The organism is Streptomyces sp. NPDC003016, assembly GCF_053591455.1.
Genome location: NZ_JBSFTV010000037.1, coordinates 1 through 20,221 on the forward strand (window position 1 = coordinate 1; position 20,221 = coordinate 20,221).

Annotated in this window: 17 protein-coding genes and 3 pseudogenes; 8 read left to right on the forward strand and 12 right to left on the reverse strand. The window is 72.8% G+C overall.

What is annotated here, in order from left to right; all coding sequences use genetic code 11:
• Positions 1–305 (forward strand): annotated as a pseudogene (locus ACWDZ4_RS27470) (molybdopterin-binding oxidoreductase); the annotation flags it as partial.
• A gap of 57 nt (positions 306–362) precedes the next feature.
• On the opposite strand, the pseudogene ACWDZ4_RS27475 reads toward ACWDZ4_RS27470, so the two are convergent.
• Positions 363–857, reverse strand: a pseudogene (locus ACWDZ4_RS27475) (integrase core domain-containing protein); the annotation flags it as partial.
• On the opposite strand from ACWDZ4_RS27475, the gene ACWDZ4_RS27480 reads away from it, so the two are divergent.
• Complete coding sequence (locus ACWDZ4_RS27480) at positions 758–1,462, forward strand: DUF6086 family protein (protein WP_451511068.1); 705 nt, start codon at positions 758–760, stop codon at positions 1,460–1,462. The pseudogene ACWDZ4_RS27475 and the gene ACWDZ4_RS27480 overlap by 100 nt on opposite strands.
• A gap of 284 nt (positions 1,463–1,746) precedes the next feature.
• Here ACWDZ4_RS27480 and ACWDZ4_RS27485 read toward each other — a convergent pair whose 3' ends face one another.
• Complete coding sequence (locus ACWDZ4_RS27485) at positions 1,747–1,890, reverse strand: hypothetical protein (RefSeq protein ID WP_451511069.1); 144 nt, start codon at positions 1,888–1,890, stop codon at positions 1,747–1,749.
• A 201-nt stretch (positions 1,891–2,091) separates the two neighbouring features.
• On the reverse strand, positions 2,092–2,292 hold the full coding sequence (locus ACWDZ4_RS27490; RefSeq protein ID WP_451511070.1) for a type II toxin-antitoxin system VapB family antitoxin: 201 nt from the start codon (positions 2,290–2,292) through the stop codon (positions 2,092–2,094).
• A gap of 221 nt (positions 2,293–2,513) precedes the next feature.
• On the opposite strand from ACWDZ4_RS27490, the gene ACWDZ4_RS27495 reads away from it, so the two are divergent.
• Positions 2,514–3,737 (forward strand): phospholipase D-like domain-containing protein, encoded by a 1,224-nt coding sequence (locus ACWDZ4_RS27495; RefSeq protein ID WP_451511071.1) that lies wholly within the window; start codon positions 2,514–2,516, stop codon positions 3,735–3,737.
• Positions 3,738–4,927: 1,190 nt separating this feature from the next.
• On the opposite strand, the gene ACWDZ4_RS27500 is transcribed toward ACWDZ4_RS27495, so the two are convergent.
• Positions 4,928–5,437: a gluconokinase gene (locus ACWDZ4_RS27500; protein WP_451511072.1), complete on the reverse strand. Its 510-nt coding sequence runs from the start codon at positions 5,435–5,437 to the stop codon at positions 4,928–4,930.
• A 107-nt stretch (positions 5,438–5,544) separates the two neighbouring features.
• On the opposite strand from ACWDZ4_RS27500, the gene ACWDZ4_RS27505 reads away from it, so the two are divergent.
• Positions 5,545–5,892 (forward strand): hypothetical protein, encoded by a 348-nt coding sequence (locus tag ACWDZ4_RS27505; RefSeq protein WP_451511073.1) that lies wholly within the window; start codon positions 5,545–5,547, stop codon positions 5,890–5,892.
• Positions 5,893–6,000: 108 nt separating this feature from the next.
• Here ACWDZ4_RS27505 and ACWDZ4_RS27510 read toward each other — a convergent pair whose 3' ends face one another.
• From ACWDZ4_RS27510 to ACWDZ4_RS27530, 5 genes are all read right to left on the reverse strand, one after another.
• A complete protein-coding gene (locus ACWDZ4_RS27510) occupies positions 6,001–7,062 on the reverse strand; it encodes a glucose 1-dehydrogenase (RefSeq protein ID WP_451511074.1) in 1,062 nt (353 codons plus the stop codon).
• A 154-nt stretch (positions 7,063–7,216) separates the two neighbouring features.
• Positions 7,217–8,773, reverse strand: a complete 1,557-nt coding sequence (locus tag ACWDZ4_RS27515; protein ID WP_451511075.1) for an MFS transporter — start codon at positions 8,771–8,773, stop codon at positions 7,217–7,219.
• A 101-nt stretch (positions 8,774–8,874) separates the two neighbouring features.
• Complete coding sequence (locus ACWDZ4_RS27520) at positions 8,875–9,480, reverse strand: GNAT family N-acetyltransferase (protein ID WP_451511076.1); 606 nt, start codon at positions 9,478–9,480, stop codon at positions 8,875–8,877.
• A 180-nt stretch (positions 9,481–9,660) separates the two neighbouring features.
• On the reverse strand, positions 9,661–10,053 hold the full coding sequence (locus tag ACWDZ4_RS27525; RefSeq protein ID WP_451511115.1) for a RidA family protein: 393 nt from the start codon (positions 10,051–10,053) through the stop codon (positions 9,661–9,663).
• 137 nt (positions 10,054–10,190) lie between these two features.
• Positions 10,191–11,300, reverse strand: coding sequence for an acyl-CoA dehydrogenase family protein (locus ACWDZ4_RS27530; protein WP_451511077.1), 1,110 nt, complete (start codon positions 11,298–11,300; stop codon positions 10,191–10,193).
• Between the two features lie 86 nt (positions 11,301–11,386).
• Between ACWDZ4_RS27530 and ACWDZ4_RS27535 the strand changes: the two genes are divergently transcribed.
• From ACWDZ4_RS27535 to ACWDZ4_RS27545, 3 genes and pseudogenes are all read left to right on the forward strand, one after another.
• Positions 11,387–13,003 carry an AMP-binding protein gene (locus ACWDZ4_RS27535; RefSeq protein WP_451511078.1) on the forward strand — a complete coding sequence of 539 codons (1,617 nt, stop codon included), beginning with the start codon at positions 11,387–11,389 and terminating at the stop codon, positions 13,001–13,003.
• A gap of 4 nt (positions 13,004–13,007) precedes the next feature.
• A complete protein-coding gene (locus tag ACWDZ4_RS27540) occupies positions 13,008–13,868 on the forward strand; it encodes a PaaX family transcriptional regulator (RefSeq protein WP_451511079.1) in 861 nt (286 codons plus the stop codon).
• Between the two features lie 88 nt (positions 13,869–13,956).
• Positions 13,957–14,781 (forward strand): annotated as a pseudogene (locus tag ACWDZ4_RS27545) (GNAT family N-acetyltransferase); the annotation flags it as partial.
• A 162-nt stretch (positions 14,782–14,943) separates the two neighbouring features.
• Here ACWDZ4_RS27545 and ACWDZ4_RS27550 read toward each other — a convergent pair.
• On the reverse strand, positions 14,944–17,262 hold the full coding sequence (locus tag ACWDZ4_RS27550) for a bifunctional salicylyl-CoA 5-hydroxylase/oxidoreductase (protein ID WP_451511080.1): 2,319 nt from the start codon (positions 17,260–17,262) through the stop codon (positions 14,944–14,946).
• Positions 17,247–18,074 (reverse strand): enoyl-CoA hydratase family protein, encoded by an 828-nt coding sequence (locus ACWDZ4_RS27555; protein ID WP_451511081.1) that lies wholly within the window; start codon positions 18,072–18,074, stop codon positions 17,247–17,249. The genes ACWDZ4_RS27550 and ACWDZ4_RS27555 overlap by 16 nt, the downstream gene beginning before the upstream one ends.
• 238 nt (positions 18,075–18,312) lie before the next feature.
• Between ACWDZ4_RS27555 and ACWDZ4_RS27560 the strand changes: the two genes are divergently transcribed.
• A complete protein-coding gene (locus ACWDZ4_RS27560) occupies positions 18,313–18,801 on the forward strand; it encodes an ATP-binding protein (protein ID WP_451511082.1) in 489 nt (162 codons plus the stop codon).
• On the opposite strand, the gene ACWDZ4_RS27565 is transcribed toward ACWDZ4_RS27560, so the two are convergent.
• Positions 18,767–20,185 (reverse strand): amino acid permease, encoded by a 1,419-nt coding sequence (locus ACWDZ4_RS27565; RefSeq protein WP_451511083.1) that lies wholly within the window; start codon positions 20,183–20,185, stop codon positions 18,767–18,769. The genes ACWDZ4_RS27560 and ACWDZ4_RS27565 overlap by 35 nt on opposite strands.
• Positions 20,186–20,221: the final 36 nt, after the last annotated feature.

Consider the following 20,221-nt stretch of genomic DNA (forward strand, 5'->3'; position numbering starts at 1 on the left):
CTCGCGGACGGGCTGCCTTCCCTGGTCGGTGCCGTGGTCGGCGCCGCTGTGCTCTACGTACTGATCGGCAGGCTCACCGCACGGCGCCGCCCGGATGCTTCGCCGGGCGCCGACAACGGGTGGGACCGGCGAGGATTCCTGATCGCCGCCTCGCCCGCCCAGGTGGCCCTCCCCTGGCCGCTTCACCCGCACCGCCCGTGCCCTCCGGCGCGCAGCTGCGGATTCCGGGCATCAGCTCCTTCACCACGCCGAGCAAGACCTTCCACCGCGTCGACACCGCTCTCGTGGTGCCCAAGGGCGATGCCATGTACTGATCCGCGAGGTGGGGGACGCGGCTTGCGGGTGGTTGGTCCTGGAGCGCGGTGTCCGCGGTGGTGATTGCAGGTGTGGGGCCAGGCGGGGCATGCCTCGCATCGCTCGGTCTCGGTCTCGGTCTCGGTCTCGGTGCGGTATGGCTTGGCGTAGGCCCGTTCGTCCAGCAGTGCGCGGTTGAACCGCTCCACCTTCCCGTTCGTCCGGGGCCGGTAGGGGCGAGTGCACTCGCGTGAAATCTCCTGCCGTGCAAGGGAGTTGAGCCAGAGATGTGATTCTTGACAGGCACCGTTGCCGGTCAGGGCCCGCTGGACGGTGATTCCGGCAGTGGTGAGGCAGCCGTGCGCGCTGCCGGAATCCGACGGCGGTTTCCTTCTTCCCGCCTGCGTGGATCTCGCTCCAGGCGAGGCGGGAGTGGGCGTCGACCGCGTTGGGCGGATGGCCCATGCATGCCTTGGCCCGGTCTTGCGGCCCGCCTGCCGACCGAGGGCCTTGTGGCCGCCGTCGGGGATGTCGCCGAGCCTTTCGATGTCGACGTGGACCAGATCGGGTCTCGGTTCCTGAGGCGGAGCTGAAACTCCCATCGGGCATCGGGCCGATGGAGGACGACGGGTGCCGGATCAGCCCCGGCCCCTTCGAGACCTTCGTCAATGCCCTGCTGACGGCACACCGAGGAACGAGCCACGCCATCCGGCTCGCGCTCTCCGAAGGCTTCACTGCCACAGCCGCGCTGGGTGCCCGCGTCATCGGCACCGCGAGCGAGGGCAACCATGACTTCCTCCGTCCGCTGGGCGCCGAACCGGTCACCTACCGCGGAGACTTCGCGGAACGCGTGCGCGCCCTCGCGCCCGACGCCCTGGACGCCGTCCTCGACGCGGCGGGCAAACGCACTCGGCGGGCGTCACCGGGCCTCCTACGGGCCGGCGGACGCCTGGCGTCGGTTGCCGATCCGCAGGACAAGGCGTCCGGTGGGGACTACGTCTTCGCGCGCCCCGGTTCCGGCGACCTGGCAGAGCTCGGCCGCATGGCCGAAGCGGGCCTGGTGAGGGTGGAGATCGCGCAGGCTTTCCCCCTGGAGAAGGCCGCCGAAGCGCAGCAGCTCGTACGCGAGGGACACACACGAGGCAAGCTCGTGGTGGTGGCTGACTGAACGTCCTGGACGGTCCGCTGTTGCACATATGCGGCTTGGGGGGACGGCCGTCCCCATGGCGAGTTGCCCGTCAAGCGCCCAGGAGAGGCGGGCGGCGGCTGCGGCCGGTCGCTTTGCGCCTCATGAGCGGCGCGCCGGCTCCGGCCCGCGGCAGCTGCCCGGTCCCTGCGGTTCAAACATCCCGACCGCGACGTCCACGTGGTGGTCGACGCCACTGCGCGCCACGACGTGGCCGCCGGAGAACGGCCCCGGGTGGAGACGGCCATCGCCGCGGGAACCGTCGTTCAGCCTCCGGCCGGGACCGAGGGCCGGGGTGACGCGCTGGTGATCGGCATCGCCGAGGAGGTCGGCGGGGTCATCGTCTCGGACGACGGCTTCACGCCGTTCCAGCGGGCGAACCCCTGGCTTCGGGAGTCGGGACGCGTCATGGGGCCACGCACTCCCAGGGCGTGCGGGTCTTCAGCCGGCGCGTTCTCCCTGCGCCGACGCCTGCTCAGCGGAGATGAGGCGCCCGCCCCGGGAGGTGGGCGGTCCAGGAGGCACCCGCCCCGGGAAGCGCCCGCCCCGGGAGGTGGCGGTCCAGGAGGCACCCGCCCCGGGAAGCGCGCGGCCCAGGAGGCCCGCGTCGGTCAGCCCTGTGGCTCCGGCGGCTTGGCCTCGGCCTCGCGCACGGCCCGTTCCGTGGACTCGGCCCGTGCCTCCGTGCGGTGGCCGCGGGCGATGTAGTCGCGTACGACCGCCTCGACGGCGTCCTGGGGCGAGCCGATCCCGGCCAGGACCATCACTTCCACCACCAGTTCCGCGTCGAGACTGATGTTGACCTTGGCCACAGCGCCCCCCTTGTCGGTCTTCCGTCGGGCCGGAACTCTAGCCGCTCAAGGCCGGCGCGTACCCGCACCGTCGAGGAGGCAGCCGGCCCTTCCGGCGCCGGGCCACGGCCGAGCGGGTCGTGGGGGACGCGGGCCACCCGGTACAGTCACCACGCTGCGGCGGCCCGCGCCGGACCGGGATCGCAGTTCCCGCCCCCCGTCTGCGCCGGCCAGGTGACGCCATGACCAGCACACAGGACCGGCCGGAAACGAATCCCGGCACCGCCCTCCCGCAGGCCGCCCGGACCCTCGAGGACCGCGCCGCGCGGATACGGCGACGTCTGGAGAGACTGATCGGCATCGCCGCCACCGAGGGCAACATGCTGGTCCCGCTCCGTAACGGGGACGAGATCTTCGCGGCGATGCTGGCCGGGATCCGCTCCGCGCAGCACACCGTGGACATGATGACGTTCGTGTACTGGAAGGGCGACATAGCCCGCGAGTTCGCCCAGGCGCTGGCCGAGCGTGCCCGCCAGGGGATACGGGTGCGGCTGCTGCTGGACGGCTTCGGCAGCCGGCTGATCGAGAAGGACCAGCTGGAGGCGATGGAGCGGGCCGGGGTCCAGGTCGCGTGGTTCCGCAAGCCCCTGCACCTCTCGCCGTTCAAACAGAACCACCGCTGCCACCGCAAGGTCCTCGTCGTCGACGAGGACACGGCCTTCACCGGCGGTGTGGGGATCGCCCAGGAATGGTGCGGCGACGCCCGCAACGAGAACGAGTGGCGCGACACCCACGTGCAGGTCCGGGGCCCGGCGGTGGACGGCATCGCCGCGGCCTTCTCCCAGAACTGGGCCGAATGTCACGACAACCTCTTCGACGACCGCGACCGGTTCGTCGAGCACCGCTCGCAGGGCGACGCGGTCGTCCAGGTGGTACGCGGATCGGCCAGTTTCGGCTGGCAGGACATGCAGACCCTGATCCGGGTCGGGCTGGAGTCCGCCGAGGAAAGATTCCGTCTGGCCACCGCCTACTTCTCCCCCGACGCGTACTTCATCGAGTTGCTCTGCGCCGCCGCACGCCGCGGGGTCGAGGTGGAGATCCTGCTGCCGGGCCCGCACACCGACAAGCGCGTCTGCCAGCTGGCCGGGCAGCACTACTACGAGGACCTCACCGCCTGCGGCGTGAAGATCTTCCAGTACCAGCCGACGATGATGCACGCCAAGGTCATCACCGTCGATCACGTGCTCTCCCTGATCGGGTCCACCAACTTCAACCGGCGCTCTCTCGACCACGACGAAGAGGTCATGCTCGCCGTTCTGGAGGAGGGGTTCACCGCCTCCCTGGACCGTCACTTCGACGAGGACCTCGCCGTGAGCGAGCCCATCAGCGCGGCGCGGTGGAAGAAGCGTTCACTCGTCCAGCGCGCGCAGGAGGCGGTCGTCATACCGATCCGCCGGTACCTGTGACCCCGCTCGCGCTTCCCGTGGGGCCCCGGTCGCCCGTACGGGCCGGTTCAGGTCTTTGCCTCGTCCCAGGAGGATGGTTCGAAGCTGCGGACCAGCAGCGGCAGCGCGGCGGCGAGCCGTCGGCCGACCCCTCCTCGTGCACCCGCACTCCGTCGTCACTGGACCGGGACTCCAGCGGCGTGTCCTGTCCGGCGCAGCGGTCTGCGCGACCGTCCAGCGGGTGCGCAGACCGCTGCCCGAAAGGACCTTCTCGCGTGTGAGCGTGCCGATGGTCTCGCCCTGCTCGCCCAGGAATCGGCAGGTGGTGACGCCGCCGGAAGCGGTCATGGTGATGATGGTGGCGGTCCGGCGTTGGCGGTACCGGTCGGCCCACAGGACGAAGGAGCGTATGCCGTTCCTGCGCGCCGCGAGGGAGACCGGGACGCCCCCGGGCGGCAGTTCACGTTCCGCATGGGCCACCACGCGCGGGGCTCCGGTCCCGGCTCCGGTCCCGGCATCCGCGTACCTCACCTCGTGTTCCACCTCGTGCGGGTCGGCCCTGGGCGCGGTCCCCAGGCGTAGCGTCGCGCTCACCGGCGCTCCCCTCATGTCCGTTCGTACGGGCGCGGGGCCGTCCCCCGGCCGGGAGAGGAAAGTCGCCGGATTCAAGCGCTGCCCCGGTGGCGAACCAGACTGTGAGGTGGAGGCCGAAGGGCAGGAGTGGCAGCAACGGAGACCACGGGGACGGGGCATACCGGCAGAGGGGAACTGCCTCACGTGGACGTTGCCGGTCAGGACCCCGGGCCTGGACTCCGTACGCGGGTACGGGCCGCGGGGCCCGCGTCGCCGGCCCCTCCTGCTCCCGGTTCTGCTCCTGGTCCTGCTCGGGTGCGGCGGCTCGCCGGACAGCGATGCCGAGCAGTACCGGAAGGGCTACCGCTACGCTCAAGGAGCGCCCGCTGCCCATGTCGGGATCCCCGCAGCCGGCGAGTCCACCGCCGGGGCGGAGGCCGAATGCGGTGAGCACGCGGAAACCGACGGGGCGGAGCCCTTCCCGCCCTCCCGGGCGTGGAGGGCGGGCCGCGTGGACTCAGCGAGGGGACGGCCGGCCGCACCACCGGAGGATCAGCGGCGCTGACCGGCAGAGCTGGGCAGGCCGGAGGAGTGTTCGAGGCCCGGCGAAGACGCTCGGTCCGCGTCCGGCGTCCGGCTCATCGGGCCTCGACCGCGGCGAGTGCCAGAGCGGTCGTCCGCCCGGGCGTTCCGTCGATGGGAACGGCCGCGCCGGGCTCGTCGGGCTCCAGCGGTTCCAGGGCGTCGATCTGGGACCGCAGGAGGCTCGTCGGCATGAAGTGGTCCTCGCGCCGCGCGAGCCGGCCGGCGATGAGTTCCGCCGAACCGTCGAGGTGGAGGAAGAAGACTTCGGACGACACGGCGGCGAGCCGGTCGCGATAACGCCGCTTGAGGGCCGAGCAGGTGACCACGCCTCCCCGTCCGGCGTGCTCGGCGAGCCAGGTGGCGATCGCGTCGAGCCACGGGCGGCGGTCCTCGTCGTCCAAGGGGACGCCGGCCCGCATCTTGGCCACGTTCTGCGGCGAATGGAAGTCGTCGGCTTCGGCATAGGGCACAGCGAGCCGCTGGGCGATCGCCTGGCCGACTGTTGTCTTTCCCGATCCTGAGACACCCATGACGACGATCAGGGGAGCAGCGTTGTCAGACATCGGGTCAGGCTAGTACAGCTTCGACGGCTCTCGCGGAAGTACCGCATGGGTCCGCCCGGGGCGGGACTACCCTGAGAACAAGGGGTCCTTCGCCGCTGGAGGCGTCGATGCGCGACCACAGTCCCGAGCCGGGCGAGCTGCGCCATGAGGACGGCGCGGGCCCTCCCCCGCCCCGGGGTGGTCCCCCGCCCCAGGGCCGGCACGACGCCGGGGCGGCGGTGGCCGCACGCCGTGCGTACAGGCTGAGGCACGTGCTCGCGAAGATCCACACGCCGCTGTTCCTGGCTCTCGCCGTGCTGTTCGGGGTGTGGGCGTCGCGCTCGCACGGGGGCAGTGCTCCGAATCCGTGGGCGCTGGGAGCCGTCGCGATACTCTTCGCCGTCCTGGCTCTGCTGGCGCTCGCGGACAGCGCGATGCTGCGGGAGCACCGTCGTCGCGAGAGGACGCGCCGCTGACCGCCCGGCCGGTGCGCAGGCGCCGCGAGGCCGGGGGCGGGTTCTGGCCCTGCCTCGGGGCCTGGCCGTACCTCGGGGCCTGGCGGAGTCCCGCGTCCGCGCTCAGGATCATTCGGCCCCTGGACCGAGGTCCACGACGACCTTGATGTCGTCGGACCGTGCCGTGAACGCCTCCTCGGCACGGTCCAGCGGAACCCTGCGGGTGATGAGCCTCTCCAGCCACGGAAGGTCCGCCCCGGCCAGCGCGTCCGCGGCCTGCCGGTAGTGGCGCAGGTTGGCGTTGACCGAGCCCACCACCACGTCGTTCTCCAGCACGATCTCCCGGTTGATGGTGCCGCCCTCCACGTTCAGGCTGCGGCCGGTGGGCGACACACCGGTCAGGCAGACGATCCCGTAGGGCGCGGTGCCGGACATCGACGCGAACACCACCTCGGCCGCTCCGGTGGCTTCGATGATGACGTCCGGGCCGAGGGCGGGGATCAGCTTCTCGGCGCTCTCCGCGTGGTACGTCGCGCCCAGAGCCTCCACCAGCGCCGGCTTGGGACCTCCGGTGACGCGGTCCAGCACGTGTACGTCCAGACCGCGCTGCACGCCCAGCAGAGCGGCCAGCGCCCCGATCGGACCGGCGCCCGTCACCAGCACGCGCCGCGGCTCGAACCAGGACCTGCCGCCGACCCGTTCCACCTGCTCCCACGCCTTGGCCACCACGCTCGTCGGCTCCAGCAGCGTCCCCACCCGTTCGAGGCGTGCGTCGAGCCTGACCGCGTACTCCGCTTCCACGCACCACACCTGCGAGCCGTAGCCGTCGATCTGCTTGATGCCCCGCTCGGTGTACCGGCCGTTGCGGCACATGTCGAACTCACCGCGCGCGCAGGCGCCGCACGGCTCCGGATCGGGCCGGCGGACCACCCCGACGACCAGGTCACCGGCCGAGAACCCGCTGCCCGGTGGCGCATGGCGGACCCGGCCGAGCGACTCGTGCCCCAGCACCAGCCAGTCACGGCCCGGAGGCGCCCAGCCGTAACCGCCTTCGACGATTTCCTTGTCCGTCCCGCAGACCCCCACCGCGAGGCCGTCCACCAGCAGCTGCCCCTCCTGGGGCACCGGCGCGGGCAGGTCGCGGACTTCCAGCGATTCCTTTGCATGCGGGCGGACGGTCAGTGCGCGCATCGGCTTCCCTTTTCCGTCGGACAGAGCGGAAGATCACCGCGAACGGGTATCCCGCACCAGGCGTCGAAAACTCCGGACGAGCCGGAGACCGGAGGAGAGGGCCTCCGCCGGAGTGTGCCTGCCCGCCCCGAAGGCCGGCACGCCACGGGCGGGCTCAGGAACCGGCCCCGTGGCCGCCCTGGAGGCGTTCCAGGTCGGACGGGCGCACCTGAATGGCGAACAGCGCGATGACCGCGGCCACCACGGTGAACACCGCGGCGGCGACGAAGGCGGCGGAGACCCCCGAGGTGAGCACCTCGTCGCCCCACGGCGGCGGGAGCTGCCCGGTCCGTTCGAATCGCGCGCGTTCGGCGGGGCCCGCCCGGGCGAGGAACCGCGGTATCTGGCGGTCGGCCTCGTCGCCGCCGGCCGTACCGAACACCGTGACGAGGATGGACAGGCCCAGGGAGCCGCCCACCTGCTGCGTGACGTTGAGCAGGCCCGAGGCCGCGCCCGACTCGTGCGGGGGCACACCGGAGACCGCCATCAGCGTCAGCGCCACGAAGTTCATGCCCATGCCGAGGCTGAAGACGAGCATCGGTCCCAGGACGCTGCCCAGGTACGTCGAGTGGACATCCGTCAGGGTCAGCCAGGACAGCCCCGCCGCGGCCAGGACCGAGCCGGTCACCATGAAGGGCTTCGGGCCGTACCTCGGCAGGAGCCGGGAGGCCAGCCCGGCGCCCACCGCGATGACCGCGCTGACCGGCAGGAAGGCCACACCCGCCCGGAGCGGGCCGAAGCCCAGCACGTTCTGGACGAACAGCGTGAGGAAGAAGAACATGCTGAACATCGCGGCGGCGAGGGTGAGCATGATGCCGTACGTGCCCGCCCGGTTGCGGTCGGCGAACATGCGCAGCGGTGTGATCGGCTGCTTCGAGCGCCGCTCCACCAGGACGAAGGCCGCGAGGAGCACCACCGCGGCGGCGAACGACGTCGGTGTGAGGCCGTCGCTCCAGCCTTCCTGCGCGGCCCGGATGAAGCCGTAGACCAGGCACACCATGCCGAGGGTGGAGGTCAGCGCCCCGGTGAGGTCGAAGTGGCCGGGGCGGCGGGGGGACTCCCTGATGACGCGGGGCGTGGCGAGGGCGATGAGCAGCCCGATCGGTACGTTGACGAACAGCACCCAGCGCCAGTCGAGCCATGCGACGAGCATGCCGCCGGCCAGCAGGCCGATCGCGCCACCGCCCGCGGAGACCGCGGCGAAGACGCCGAACGCCCGGTTGCGGGCCGGGCCTTCGGTGAAGGTGGTGGCGATCAGCGCGAGCGACGTCGGGGAGGCGATGGCGCCGCCGACCCCCTGGAGGGCGCGGGCGGCGAGGAGTTGGCCGGAGTTCTGGGCGAGACCGCCGAGCAGGGAGGCGAGCACGAACAGCAGGACGCCGAAGACGAAGACCTTCCGGCGTCCGAGGATGTCACCGGCGCGGCCGCCGAGGAGCAGCAGCCCGCCGAAGGTCAGGGTGTAGGCGTTGACCACCCACGAAAGGCTCGTGGTGGAGAATCCGAGATCGCTCTGGATGTGCGGCAGAGCGATGTTCACGATGGTGATGTCGAGGACCACCATCAACTGGCACGAGGCGATGACCAGCAGGGCGAGGCCGTTCCTGTCGCCCCGGCCCGGAGCGGACGCCGCCTGTGCCGACGGCGGTTTCGGTGTCGGCTGCGAGGTCGTCATGGTGGATGGCCCTCACGGGAGGGGGCGGTGGGGCGGCTGTGCCCACCATTCGACCGTAAGCCCGGAGTCTGCGGGGCACCAGTCGATCCGCCCCCCTGCCGTCAGGGACGTACGAGGCGGGCGGTCAGCGCCTCGCGCGCGGGCGGCCACTCGTCGCACAGCATCGAGTAGACGACGGTGTCGCGCACGGTCCCGTCGGGCCTCGTCCGATGGCCGCGCAGGACGCCCTCGCGCCGTGCGCCGAGGCGCTCGATGGCCCGCTGCGAGCGCTCGTTGCGGTGGTCGGTGTGCCAGGTGACGCGCCGCGCGCCGAGGCCGTCGAAGGCCCGGCCCAGCAGGAGCAGTTTGGCCTCGGTGTTGATGCCGGTGCGCTGGAAGCGGCTGCCGAGCCAGGTCGAACCGATCGCGATGCCGCGGTGGGCGGGCTCTATCTCGTAGTACGAGGTGGAGCCCGCCACTTCACCGGTGGCGACGTCGATCTGCGCGAGCGCGACGCTGTCGCCCTTCTCCTGCTTGGCCAGCAGCCCCTCGACGATCTTCCGCATCCCCGCGGCGCCGGCGGGCTGCTTCTTGGACAGCCAGGTCCAGACGGCGGGGTCCTTGAGCGCCTCGAAGAGCCCCTCGGCGTGGCCGGTGGTCAACGGCTCAAGACGTACGTAACGGCCCGTCAGGGTGGGCCGTTCGAACCAGGCACTGCTACTACTCATGGGGGGTGTCCTCGTTTCCGTCCATGGACCCGGCCGCGTACGGAGGGTGGGTGCGGCCTTCTGTGCGCACAGCCTCCCATCCGGGGCGGGACGGGGCGGGACGGGGCGGGGTTTACCGCGTTCCGGCGACGGACGGGCAAGGGGGCCGAGGAGCCGAAGCCGTACGAGGAGTTGTCGCCGTCAGGGCAGTACGGCCACCCCGTCCAGCTCCACCAGGCACTGCTCGTCCCAGAGGCGGACCGCGCCGATCACCGCCATGGCGGGGTAGTCGCGGCCCGCCAGCCGGCTCCAGATGCGGCCCAGTTCGCGGGCGTGGGCGCGGTAGTCGGCGACATCCGTGGTGTAGACGGTGACGCGGGCCAGGTCGCCGGGGGCGCCCCCGGCGGCGCGCAGGGCGGTGAGGAGGTTGCCGAGGGCCGTCCCGAACTGGGCGGGGAGCGTGTCGCCGACGGGCTTGCCGTCCGTGTCGAGGGCCGTCTGGCCCGCCAGGAAGACCAGCCGGGAGCCGGTGGCGGTGACGGCGTGCGAGAAGCCGGTGGGCGGGGAGAGTTCGGCCGGGTTGACGCGGTGCAGGTGGTGCGGGGGGTGCGAAGGGCGCAGGTGGTGCGGAGGGCGCAGGTGGTGCGGGAGATCCGCGGGGACCGGGGAGCCCGGGGAGCCCGGGGAGCCCGGGGAGTGCGGGGAGTGCGGGGAGTGCGGGGAGTGCGGGGTCATCGGTACAGCTCCTTCGCGATGATCGTGTGCTGGACCTCGGTCGCGCCTTCGTAGATACGGGGGGCGCGGACCTCGCGGTAGAGGTGTTCGAGGAGGTGGCCGCGCTGGAGGGCGCGGGCGCCGTGCAGCTGGACGGCCGCGTCGACGACGTACTGGGCGGTCTCGGTGGCGAACAGCTTGGCCATGGCGGCGCTTCGCGGGACGCCGGGTGCGCCCGCGTCGTAGGCCGAGGCGGCGGCGTACACGAGCAGGCGCGCGGCCTCCGTGCGGGTCGCCATCTCGGCGACCCGGTGAGCCACCGACTGGAGGTCCTTGAGGGGGCCGCCGAAGGCGGTGCGGCTCGCGGTGTGCGCGAGAGCCGCGTCGAGGGCGGCCTGGGCCATGCCGACGGCGAAGGCGCCGACGCTGGGGCGGAAGAGGTTGAGGGTGTCCATGGCGACGCGGAAGCCGCGGTCCACCTCGCCGATCACATCGGCGCGGGTGACCGGGACGCCGTCGAAGGCCAGGGCCCCGATGGGGTGCGGCGCGAGCATGTCGAGCGGGGTGCCGGTCAGACCGGGACGGTCGGCGGGGACCAGGAAGGCGGTGACGCCGCGGGCTCCCGCGCCTTCGGTGGTCAGGGCGAAGACGGTGTAGAAGTCGGCCTCCGGAGCGTTGGAGATCCAGCACTTCTCACCGGACAGGCGCCATCCGTCACCCTCCGGTGCGGTCATGAGCGAGAGCGCCGCGGCGTCCGATCCCGCGCCCGGCTCGCTGAGCGCGAAGGCGGCGACCGCCCGCCCCGCGGTCACTTCGGGCAGCCAGCGCGCTCGTTGTCCGTCCGTGCCGGACCTGGCCACCGGGCTCGCTCCGAGCCCCTGCAGGGCGAGGGCGGTCTCGGCCTCGGTGCAGACCCGGGCGAGGGATTCACGCATCAGGCAGAGGTCGAGCGCGCCGGAGCCGAACAGGCGCCGCAGCAGGCCGTGTTCCCCGAGGGCGGCGACCAACGGGCGGTTCACCCTGCCCGGTTCGCCTTTCTCCGCGAGAGGGCGCAGATGGTCGGCGGCCAGCGTGCGCAGTCGCTCGCACCACTCCTGCTGCTGAGGTTCCAGCGCGAATCCCGGCATGTCCTCGCACCCCACTTTTATCGCGGACCGTTGACTGTCGTCATCCAAACGATACGCTCCAGAGGCGACAAGGGGGCGATCCCGTCATGGAGCTGAAGACCTCAGCGCACGTCGACACCTTTCCCCGCGACCGGCTGCCGCCCGCCCATCAGTGGCCGCGGCTGCTGCTCGACCGTCCTGAGCTGCGCTATCCCGATCGCCTCAACTGCGGGGCGGAGCTCCTGGACCGTACGGTCGAGCGCTTCGGCCCGGACCGGCCCGTATTCCGTACCGGCGCGGGCGAGGTCTGGACGTACGGCGAACTGCTCGGCCGCGTCGACCGGATCGCGCACGTCCTCACCACCGACCTGGGTGTCGTGCCCGGCAATCGCGTCCTGCTGCGCGGGCCCACCACGCCGTGGCTGGCGGCCTGCTGGCTCGCGGTGATGAAGGCGGGCGCGGTGGCGGTGACGGTGCTGGCACAGCAGCGGGCGGCCGAGCTGGCGACCCTGTGCGAGATCGCGCGGGTCAGCCACGCCCTGTGCGACGTACGGGCCCTCGACGACCTCGTGAAGGCCGGGGTGCCGGGGATGCGCATCACGGCGTACGGCGGCGGCGCGCCCGACGACCTGCTGCGGGTGGCGGACGGCAAGCCGTCGCGGTACGCCGCCGTTCGGACGTCCGCCGACGATGTCGCGCTGATCGCCTTCACCTCGGGGACCACCGGGCGGCCCAAGGGCTGCATGCACTTCCACCGCGATGTGCTGGCCGTCGCCGACACCTTCTCGCGCCACGTGCTGAAGCCGGAACCCGACGACGTCTTCACGGGCAGTCCACCGCTCGGTTTCACGTTCGGGCTCGGCGGGCTGGTGATCTTCCCGATGCGGGCGGGCGCGTCGGCGCTGCTGCTCGAACAGGCGGGGCCCGGGCAGCTGCTGCCCGCCCTCGCCGAGCACCGGGTGTCGGTGCTGTTCACCGCACCGACGGCGTACCGGGCGATGCTGGACGACGTGGGCGCGTACGACCTGCGCGCCCTGCGCCGCTGCGTCTCGGCCGGCGAGAACCTGCCCGCCGCCACCTGGCACGCCTGGCACGAACGCACCGGACTGCGCATCATCAACGGCATCGGCGCGACCGAGCTGCTGCACATCTTCATCTCGGCGGCGGACGAGGCGGTCAGGCCGGGCACGACGGGCGTGCCCGTGCCGGGCTGGGAGGCGCGGGTGGTCGACGGATCGGGCCTGCCCGTGCCCGACGGCGAACCCGGGCTGCTGGCGGTGCGCGGGCCCGTGGGCTGCCGCTACCTCGCGGACGACCGCCAGACGCAGTACGCGCGAAACGGCTGGAACCTCACCGGCGACACCTACGTCCGCGACGGCGACGGCTACTTCCGCTACGTCGCCCGCGCCGACGACATGATCATCTCGGCCGGGTACAACATCGCGGGCCCGGAGGTCGAGGACACGCTGCTGCGCCATCCCGACGTGGTGGAGGCGGCGGTGGTGGGACGGGCCGACGAGCTGCGCGGCCAGGTGGTGGTGGCGTACGCCGTGCTGCGCGGCGGGGCCGTGCGCGGGGAGGCGACGGCGGCGCGGCTGCGCGACTTCGTCAAGGCCGAGCTGGCGCCGTACAAGTGCCCGCGCGACATCGTCTTCCTGGACGCGCTCCCCCGCACCCCGACCGGCAAGCTCCAGCGCTTCCGGCTGCGGGCGGCCGTAGAGTGATCACGTGGCCGAGCAGCACACCCCCCGTTCCCTGATCGTCTCCCTCTACGGCGCGTACGGACGCACTCCCGGCGCGGGCGCGGAGTCCGCGCCGGTGGAGTCCGTGCCGGTGGAGCCCATGCCGGTGGCCGAGCTGATCCGGCTGCTGGCCGCCGTCGGGGTCGACGCGCCGTCGGTGCGCTCGTCGGTCTCCCGGCTCAAGCGCCGCGGGCTGCTCGTGGCCGCCCGCACGCCGGAGGGCGCCGCCGGTTACGCGCTGTCCGGCGACGCCCACCAGCTCCTCGACGACGGCGACCGCCGCATCTACGACCGCCCCGCGCCACGGCTGTCCGACGGCTGGGTGCTCGCCGTCTTCTCGGTCCCCGAGGCCGAGCGCGCCAAGCGGCACGTGCTGCGCTCCCGCCTCGCCCGGCTGGGCTTCGGGGCGGCGGCGCCGGGTGTGTGGATCGCGCCGGCGGGGCTGTACGAGGAGACCCGGCACACGCTGGAGCGCCTCCAGCTCGCCCCGTACGTCGATCTGTTCCGCGGGGAGCACCTCGGCTTCGCCGTGACGGAGGATGCGGTGGCGCGCTGGTGGGACCTGGCGGCGATCGCCAAGCAGCACGAGCAGTTCCTCGATCTGCACGAGCCGGTGCTGCGGTCGTGGACGGGGCGGGGTGACACGGCGCCGGATCCGCGGGAGGCCTACCGGGACTACCTCCTGGCCCTCGACTCCTGGCGCCGCCTTCCGTACGCCGATCCCGGCCTTCCGGCCGAGCTGCTGCCGGCGGACTGGCCGGGGGTGCGCTCGGCGGAGGTGTTCGCGGGGCTGCACGCGCGGCTGCGCGATGCGGGGGCGGAGTTCGTACGCGGCGGCGGTGACTGAACGAGAAGCAGGTGCCGAGAAGCAGGTGCCGAGAAGCAGGTGACGAAAAGCGGGTGACGAACCCCGGCGCCGCCGGGCAGCATGGGGCATGACCTGGACTTTCAGCGAAGACCTCGACGAGTACCTGACAGTGGCGGGCGCCGCCGTCGCCGCCCGGCCGGCGGAGAACACGCTGCTGCTCACGGTCGCCGAGACGCTGAGGCGGCGCGGCAGCGACGCGTACGGCGAAGGCACCCCCCGGTACGGCTGGTGGCGCGGCGCGGACGGCCGCGTGGACGGTGCGCTGCTGTGGACGCCGCCGTACGCGGTGCTGGTGGGGGCCGTGCCGGCGGAGGCGGTGGCGCCGCTGGCCGGGGCGTGCGTGACGTTCGGCAGCCCGGCGGTCAGTGCGGAGCGGGGCACGGCCGAGGCGCTGGCGGCCGAATGGCGTCGCAGCGGCGCGGAGGTCACCACCGTGGTGGAGCAACGGCTGTACCGGCTCGGGGAACTGACCCCGCCGGACCCCGCGCCGCCGGGCCGCGCGCGGGTGGCGACCACGGCAGACCGGGCGCTGCTGGTGGAGTGGGTCGACGCCTTCCGCCGGGAGATCGGCCGGCCCGCGCCGGGCGCCGGCCGGGCGGTCGACGACCGCATCGCCTACGGCGGTCTGACCCTGTGGGAGCACGACGGCGTCCCCGTGTCGATGGCGGGCGTCTCTCGGCCCGCGGCGGGCACGGTGCGTGTCGCACCTGTCCGTACGCCGCCCCAGTGGCGTGGGCGGGGGTACGCGGCGGCGGTCACGGCCGCGGTGAGCGGGGCGGTGCGGGGCGCGGGGGTGGGTGAGGTGCTCCTGTTCACGGACCTCGCGAACCCGACGAGCAACGGGGTGTACCGGCGGATCGGCTACCGGGCGGTGGCGGACCGGGTGGAGATCGCGGTGGGGGGCTGGACGCCTGCGGCGGGACTTTCCCCTGCCTGCCCCTTCCCGAACCGGGACCCCGCTCCGGTTCGGGAAGGGGCAGGCAGGGGGCGGCAGGCAGGAAGCGTCGGGCAAGGGGCGGCGGGCAGGGGAAAGCCCCCCGCAGGGACGCCCGCCCTACGACAGCGTCAGCCTCGGTTTCGGCGCGTCCGTGCGCCCGGTCGGCGGGGTCCGGCTGCCCGCCCGGTACGGCAGGGGCCACGGCGCGCCCGGCCCCGTGTAGCCCTGCTCGGCCGCCGCGTGGAGCGTCCAGTGCGGGTCGTAGAGATGCGGGCGCGCCAGCGCGCACAGGTCGGCGCGGCCCGCCAGCAGCAGTGAGTTGACGTCGTCCCAGGACGAGATCGCGCCGACCGCGACGACCGGCACGCCCAGGGTGTTGCGGATGCGGTCGGCGTACGGCGTCTGGTACGAGCGGCCGTACTCGGGGGCTTCGTCGGGCACGACCTGCCCGGTCGAGACGTCGATCGCGTCGGCGCCGTGCGCGGCGAAGGCGCGGGCGGTCTCCACCGCGTCCTCGCCCGTGGTGCCGCCGTCCGCCCAGTCGGTGGCGGAGATACGGACCGTCATCGGCCGGTCGTCCGGCCAGACGGCCCGTACGGCGTCGAAGACCTCCAGGGGGAAGCGGAGGCGGCCGGCGAGGGAACCGCCGTACGCGTCGGTCCGTCGGTTGGTGAGGGGGGAGAGGAAGCCGGAGAGCAAGTAGCCGTGCGCGCAGTGCAGTTCGAGGAGGTCGAAACCTGCTTCGGCCGCCCGCACCGCCGCCGACACGAACTGTTCCCGGACGGCGGCGAGTCCGGCCGGACCGAGTTCGCGCGGCACCTGGTTGACGCCCGCGCGGTACGGCAGCGGGGAGGCGGCGGACACGGGCCAGTTGCCGTCGTCCAGCGGCTGGTCGATGCCCTCCCACATCAGCCGCGTCGAGCCCTTGCGCCCCGAGTGGCCGAGCTGGACGCCGACGGCCGTGCCCGGTGACTGCCGGTGCACGAAGTCGGTGATCCGGCGCCAGGCGGCGGCCTGCCCGGGGGTGTAGAGGCCGGTGCAGCCCGGGGTGATGCGGCCCTGTGGGCTCACGCACACCATCTCGGTCATGACCAGGCCCGCTCCGCCCAGGGCCCGGGCGCCGAGGTGGACGAGGTGGAAGTCGCCGGGGACGCCGTCGGTCGCCGAGTACATGTCCATGGGCGACACGACGACCCGGTTGCGCAGGGTCAGACCGCGCAGCCGGAAGGGGGTGAACATCGGGGGTGTGCCGGGCGGGCAGCCGAAGTCGTCCTCGGCGGTCTCCGTGAAGGCGGGGTCGCGCAGCCGCAGGTTGTCGTGGGTGACACGGCGGCTTCGGGTGAGCAGGTTGAAGGCGAACTGCCGTGGCGACTGGCCGAGATACGTGCCGAGTTCCTCGAACCAGCGCAGGCTGGCGGCGGCCGCGCGCTGCGTGGAGGCGACGACGGGGCGGCGCTCGCTCTCGTACGCCGCCAGGGCGGCCGGCAGATCGGGCTGCTCCCCGACGCACGCGGCCAGCGCCAGGGCGTCCTCGACGGCGAGCTTGGTGCCCGAGCCGATGGAGAAGTGGGCGGTGTGGGCGGCGTCGCCGAGCAGGACCGTGTTGCCGTGGCTCCAGCGGTCGTTGACGACGGTGCGGAAGGCGGTCCAGGAGGAGGAGTTGGAGCGCAGGGGGCGGCCGCCGAGCGCTCCGGCGAAGAACGCGGCGCAGCGCTCCGTGGATTCGGCCTCGTCGCAGCGGTCGAGGCCGGCGGCCCGCCAGACCTCCTCGCGCATCTCGACGATGACGGTCGACGCGTTCTTCGCGTAGGGGTAGCCGTGGAGCTGCATGACGCCGTGTCCGGTCTCGGCGATCTCGAAGCGGAAGGCGTCGAAGGCGAAGTCGGCGGCGAGCCAGAGGTAGCGGCAGCGGTGGGTGGTGACGCGGGGTGCGAAGGCATCGGCGTACGCCGCGCGGGTGCGGCTGTGCACACCGTCCGCGGCGACCACCAGGTCGTACGCCGCGGAGAGTTCGGCGGCGGGCGGCGCCTCCTCGCGGACGCGCAGGCCGACGCCGAGGGAGCGGCAGCGCTCGTGCAGGATCTCCAGGAGCCGGCGGCGGCCGAGGGCGGCGAAACCGTGGCCGCCGGAGGTCAGGGTCCGGCCGCGGTGGACGATGTCGATGCCGTCCCACCGTACGAACTCGCCCTGGAGCGCGCGGTGGACCACGGGGTCGGCGTGCTCGATGCCGCCCAGCGTCTCGTCGGAGAGGACGACGCCGAAGCCGAAGGTGTCGTCGGGGGCGCCCCGCTCCCAGACGGTGACCTCGCGTGCGGGGCCGAGCCGCTTGAGGAGGGCGGCGGCGTAGAGCCCGCCGGGGCCGCCGCCGACGACCGCGACGCGCAGGGCCTGCGGTCGGGGGACGCCGGCCGCCGGCACCGCTAACGCCCCTGCCACTTCGGGGGGCGCTTCTCGGTGAACGCCGCGTGGAATTCGGCGTAGTCCTCACCGTTCATCAGCAGCGCCTGGGTGGCGGCGTCCAGCTCGACGGCGGCGGCGAGCGGCATGTCGAGCTCGGCGGTGAGCAGCGCCTTGGTCTGCGCGTGCGCCAGGGCCGGGCCGTCGGCGAGGCGCCGGGCCAGTTCGGCGGCGCGGGTGTCCGCCTGGCCCTCGTCCGTCATCTCGCTGACCAGGCCGATCCGCTCCGCCTCGGGGGCGCGCACCGGCTCGCCGAGCATCAGCAGCCTGGTGGCGTGCCCGAGCCCGACGACACGCGGTAGCAGGTACGCCGCGCCCATGTCGCCGCCCGAGAGGCCGACCCTGGTGAAGAGGAAGGCGAAGCGGGCGGAGGGGTCGGCGATCCGGAAGTCCGCGGCGAGGGCGAGGACGGCGCCGGCGCCGGCCGCCACTCCGTGCACGGCGGCGATCACCGGGAAGGGGCATTCGCGCAGCGCCCGTACGACCTGACCGGTCATCCGGTTGAAGTCGAGGAGCTGGGCGGTGTCCATGGAGAGCGTGGCACCGATGATCTCGTCGACGTCGCCGCCCGAGCAGAAGCCGCGGCCCTCGCCGCCGAGGACCAGGGCGCGCACGGCGCGCTCGCGGGACAGCTCGGCGAGGAGGTCGCGCAGATCGGCGTACGCGCCGAAGGTGAGCGCGTTGAGTTTCTCGGGCCGGGCGAGGGTGACGGTGGCGACGCCGTCCTCGACGGTCAGCCGCAGATGGTGCCACTGTTTCGTGCGGGGAGCTGAGCTGGGAAAGGGGCTCATGGGGCGGGGCTCCTTCGACCGGCGGCCTGCTGTCTGTGCCGTGCGCTCGCGCCTGTACTGCCTGTACTGCCGGTACTTCCTGCACCTGCTTGTGCCTGCCACTCGAAGGTATCACTTGTCTGTGACTTCCGTCACGAGTACGCGATATCGCCTGCGCGGCCAGTGTCCTGCCCGGCCGAGGCGGAGGTCCCGCGCCCGGCGGCCGGGCAGGACTACGCACCACGTCCTTGAAGTCCGTATGGTTGAACAACCGACTGCTTGCTCCCCGAAGGGGCATTACGCCGTGCTGGAAACCGCACGTCCCGCCACCTGGCGCGTCACGCTGCCGCACACCACCGCCGCGGTGCCGATCGCGCGCGCCCTGATCCGTACGGCCCTCTCGGACATCTCGGCGCCCGAAGCCTCGGCTGACGCCACCGACACGGCAGAGCTGCTCACCGCCGAACTCGTCGCCAACGCCGTGGAGCACACGAGCGGGGAGCAGCCCATAGAGCTGGTGGTGGAGCTGTCGCCGACCGGCTGCCAGGTCGAGGTGCACGACCGCGACCCGGGACCGCCGGGCGATCTGGACCCGGCGGCGGACATGCAGCCGCCCGACCCCTGGCAGGAGCACGGCCGCGGGCTGCTGCTGATCCGCATGCTCAGCTCGGCCTGCGGGCACCGCCGCACCGAGCACGGCAAGGCCGTCTGGTTCACGCTTCCCGCGCTGCCCGCTCCCGTGTACTGACGACGAGACGGGAGTGGCGGCGGCCGTAGAGGGCGTACACCAGGGCGCCGGCCACCAGGAACACCGCGAACTGGACCCAGGTGGTCCAGCCGGTCCCGTACATCAGGTAGAGGCAGAAGGCCACGCCCAGGACCGGGCTCACCGGGTACAGGGGGACCCGGAAGGAGCGCCGCAGGTCCGGGTTGCGGCGGCGCAGCGCGATGACGGCGACGTTCACCACCGCCATGACCGCCAGGGTGCCGATGGTCGTCAGGTTGATCACGACGTCGAGCGGCACGACGGCGGCCGGCACCGCGAAGACCGCGGCGACGATCCAGGTGTTGGCGACGGGCGTCGAGGTCTTCGGCGAGACGTGCTCGAAGACGCGCGGGACGAGGCCGTCGCGGGACATCGACATCAGGACGCGGGTCTGCCCGTACATCACGGCGAGTACGACGGACGCGATGGCGACGATCGCGCCGAAGGCGATGACGCCGCCGCCGAGCGTCGAGTCCGTGACCCGGTTGACGATGAGCGAGAGCGCGGCGGGCTGCGACGCGACGTCGGCGGCGGACATCGCGCCGATGGCGGCGATCGCGACCAGGCAGTACAGCAGCGTGACGATGCCGAGGCAGATCATGATCGCCAGCGGGACGTTCCTGCGCGGGTCCTTGACCTCTTCACCGGCCGTGGTGATCGCGTCGAAGCCGATGTACGAGAAGAAGGCGAGCGAGGCCCCCGAGGTGATGCCCGCCAGGCCGTGCGTGGTGAACGGCGAGAGGTGGTCGGAGGTGAAGGCCGTGAACGCGACGGCGCAGAAGAGGATCAGTACGGCGATCTTCACGACGGCCATGACGGCGGTGGCGCGGGCGCTCTCCCGGACGCCGCGCACCAGCAGCAGCGCGGCGAGCAGTATCACGACGACGGCGGGGACGTTCACGACGCCGCCGTCGCCGGGCGGGCTGGAGAGCGCGGCGGGCAGCTGCCGTCCGACGAGGCTGTCGAGGAGTTCGTTGAGGTACTGGCCCCAGCCGACGGCGACGGCGGAGACGGACACGCCGTATTCGAGCAGCAGGCACCAGCCGGTGAGGAAGGCGGCGCGCTCGCCGAGGGTGGCGTAGGCGAAGGAGTACGAGCTGCCGGAGACCGGGATCGCGCCGCCGAGCTCGGCGAACGAGAAGGCGGTGAAGACGCAGGTGATCGCGGCGAGGGCGAAGGAGACGACGACGGCGGGGCCCGCTTCGGCGACGCTGTCGGAGAGGCCGACGAAGATGCCGGTGCCGACGATGGCGCCGACGCCGAAGCACACGAGCTGGAAGAGCCCCATGGTGCGCTTGAGACCGTGCCCCTCAAGGTCCGCGCCCGATTCGGCGACGAGCTGGTCGGGGGACTTGATGCGCTGCATGGGGGTGGTTCTCTTCTCTTGCGCTCACAACGAAAC

What these genes read in the sequence shown, in the direction of transcription:
- ACWDZ4_RS27505 (WP_451511073.1), top strand. Translation starts at nt 5,545, where the DNA reads ATGCGCGACCACAGTCCCGAGCCGGGCGAGCTGCGCCATGAGGACGGC.
- ACWDZ4_RS27485 (WP_451511069.1), bottom strand. Translation starts at nt 1,890, where the DNA reads ATGACGCGTCCCGACTCCCGAAGCCAGGGGTTCGCCCGCTGGAACGGC.
- ACWDZ4_RS27565 (WP_451511083.1), bottom strand. Translation starts at nt 20,185, where the DNA reads ATGCAGCGCATCAAGTCCCCCGACCAGCTCGTCGCCGAATCGGGCGCG.
- ACWDZ4_RS27495 (WP_451511071.1), top strand. Translation starts at nt 2,514, where the DNA reads ATGACCAGCACACAGGACCGGCCGGAAACGAATCCCGGCACCGCCCTC.
- ACWDZ4_RS27480 (WP_451511068.1), top strand. Translation starts at nt 758, where the DNA reads ATGCATGCCTTGGCCCGGTCTTGCGGCCCGCCTGCCGACCGAGGGCCT.
- ACWDZ4_RS27530 (WP_451511077.1), bottom strand. Translation starts at nt 11,300, where the DNA reads ATGCCGGGATTCGCGCTGGAACCTCAGCAGCAGGAGTGGTGCGAGCGA.
- ACWDZ4_RS27510 (WP_451511074.1), bottom strand. Translation starts at nt 7,062, where the DNA reads ATGCGCGCACTGACCGTCCGCCCGCATGCAAAGGAATCGCTGGAAGTC.
- ACWDZ4_RS27535 (WP_451511078.1), top strand. Translation starts at nt 11,387, where the DNA reads ATGGAGCTGAAGACCTCAGCGCACGTCGACACCTTTCCCCGCGACCGG.
- ACWDZ4_RS27555 (WP_451511081.1), bottom strand. Translation starts at nt 18,074, where the DNA reads ATGAGCCCCTTTCCCAGCTCAGCTCCCCGCACGAAACAGTGGCACCAT.
- ACWDZ4_RS27515 (WP_451511075.1), bottom strand. Translation starts at nt 8,773, where the DNA reads ATGACGACCTCGCAGCCGACACCGAAACCGCCGTCGGCACAGGCGGCG.
- ACWDZ4_RS27560 (WP_451511082.1), top strand. Translation starts at nt 18,313, where the DNA reads ATGGTTGAACAACCGACTGCTTGCTCCCCGAAGGGGCATTACGCCGTG.
- ACWDZ4_RS27500 (WP_451511072.1), bottom strand. Translation starts at nt 5,437, where the DNA reads ATGTCTGACAACGCTGCTCCCCTGATCGTCGTCATGGGTGTCTCAGGA.
- ACWDZ4_RS27520 (WP_451511076.1), bottom strand. Translation starts at nt 9,480, where the DNA reads ATGAGTAGTAGCAGTGCCTGGTTCGAACGGCCCACCCTGACGGGCCGT.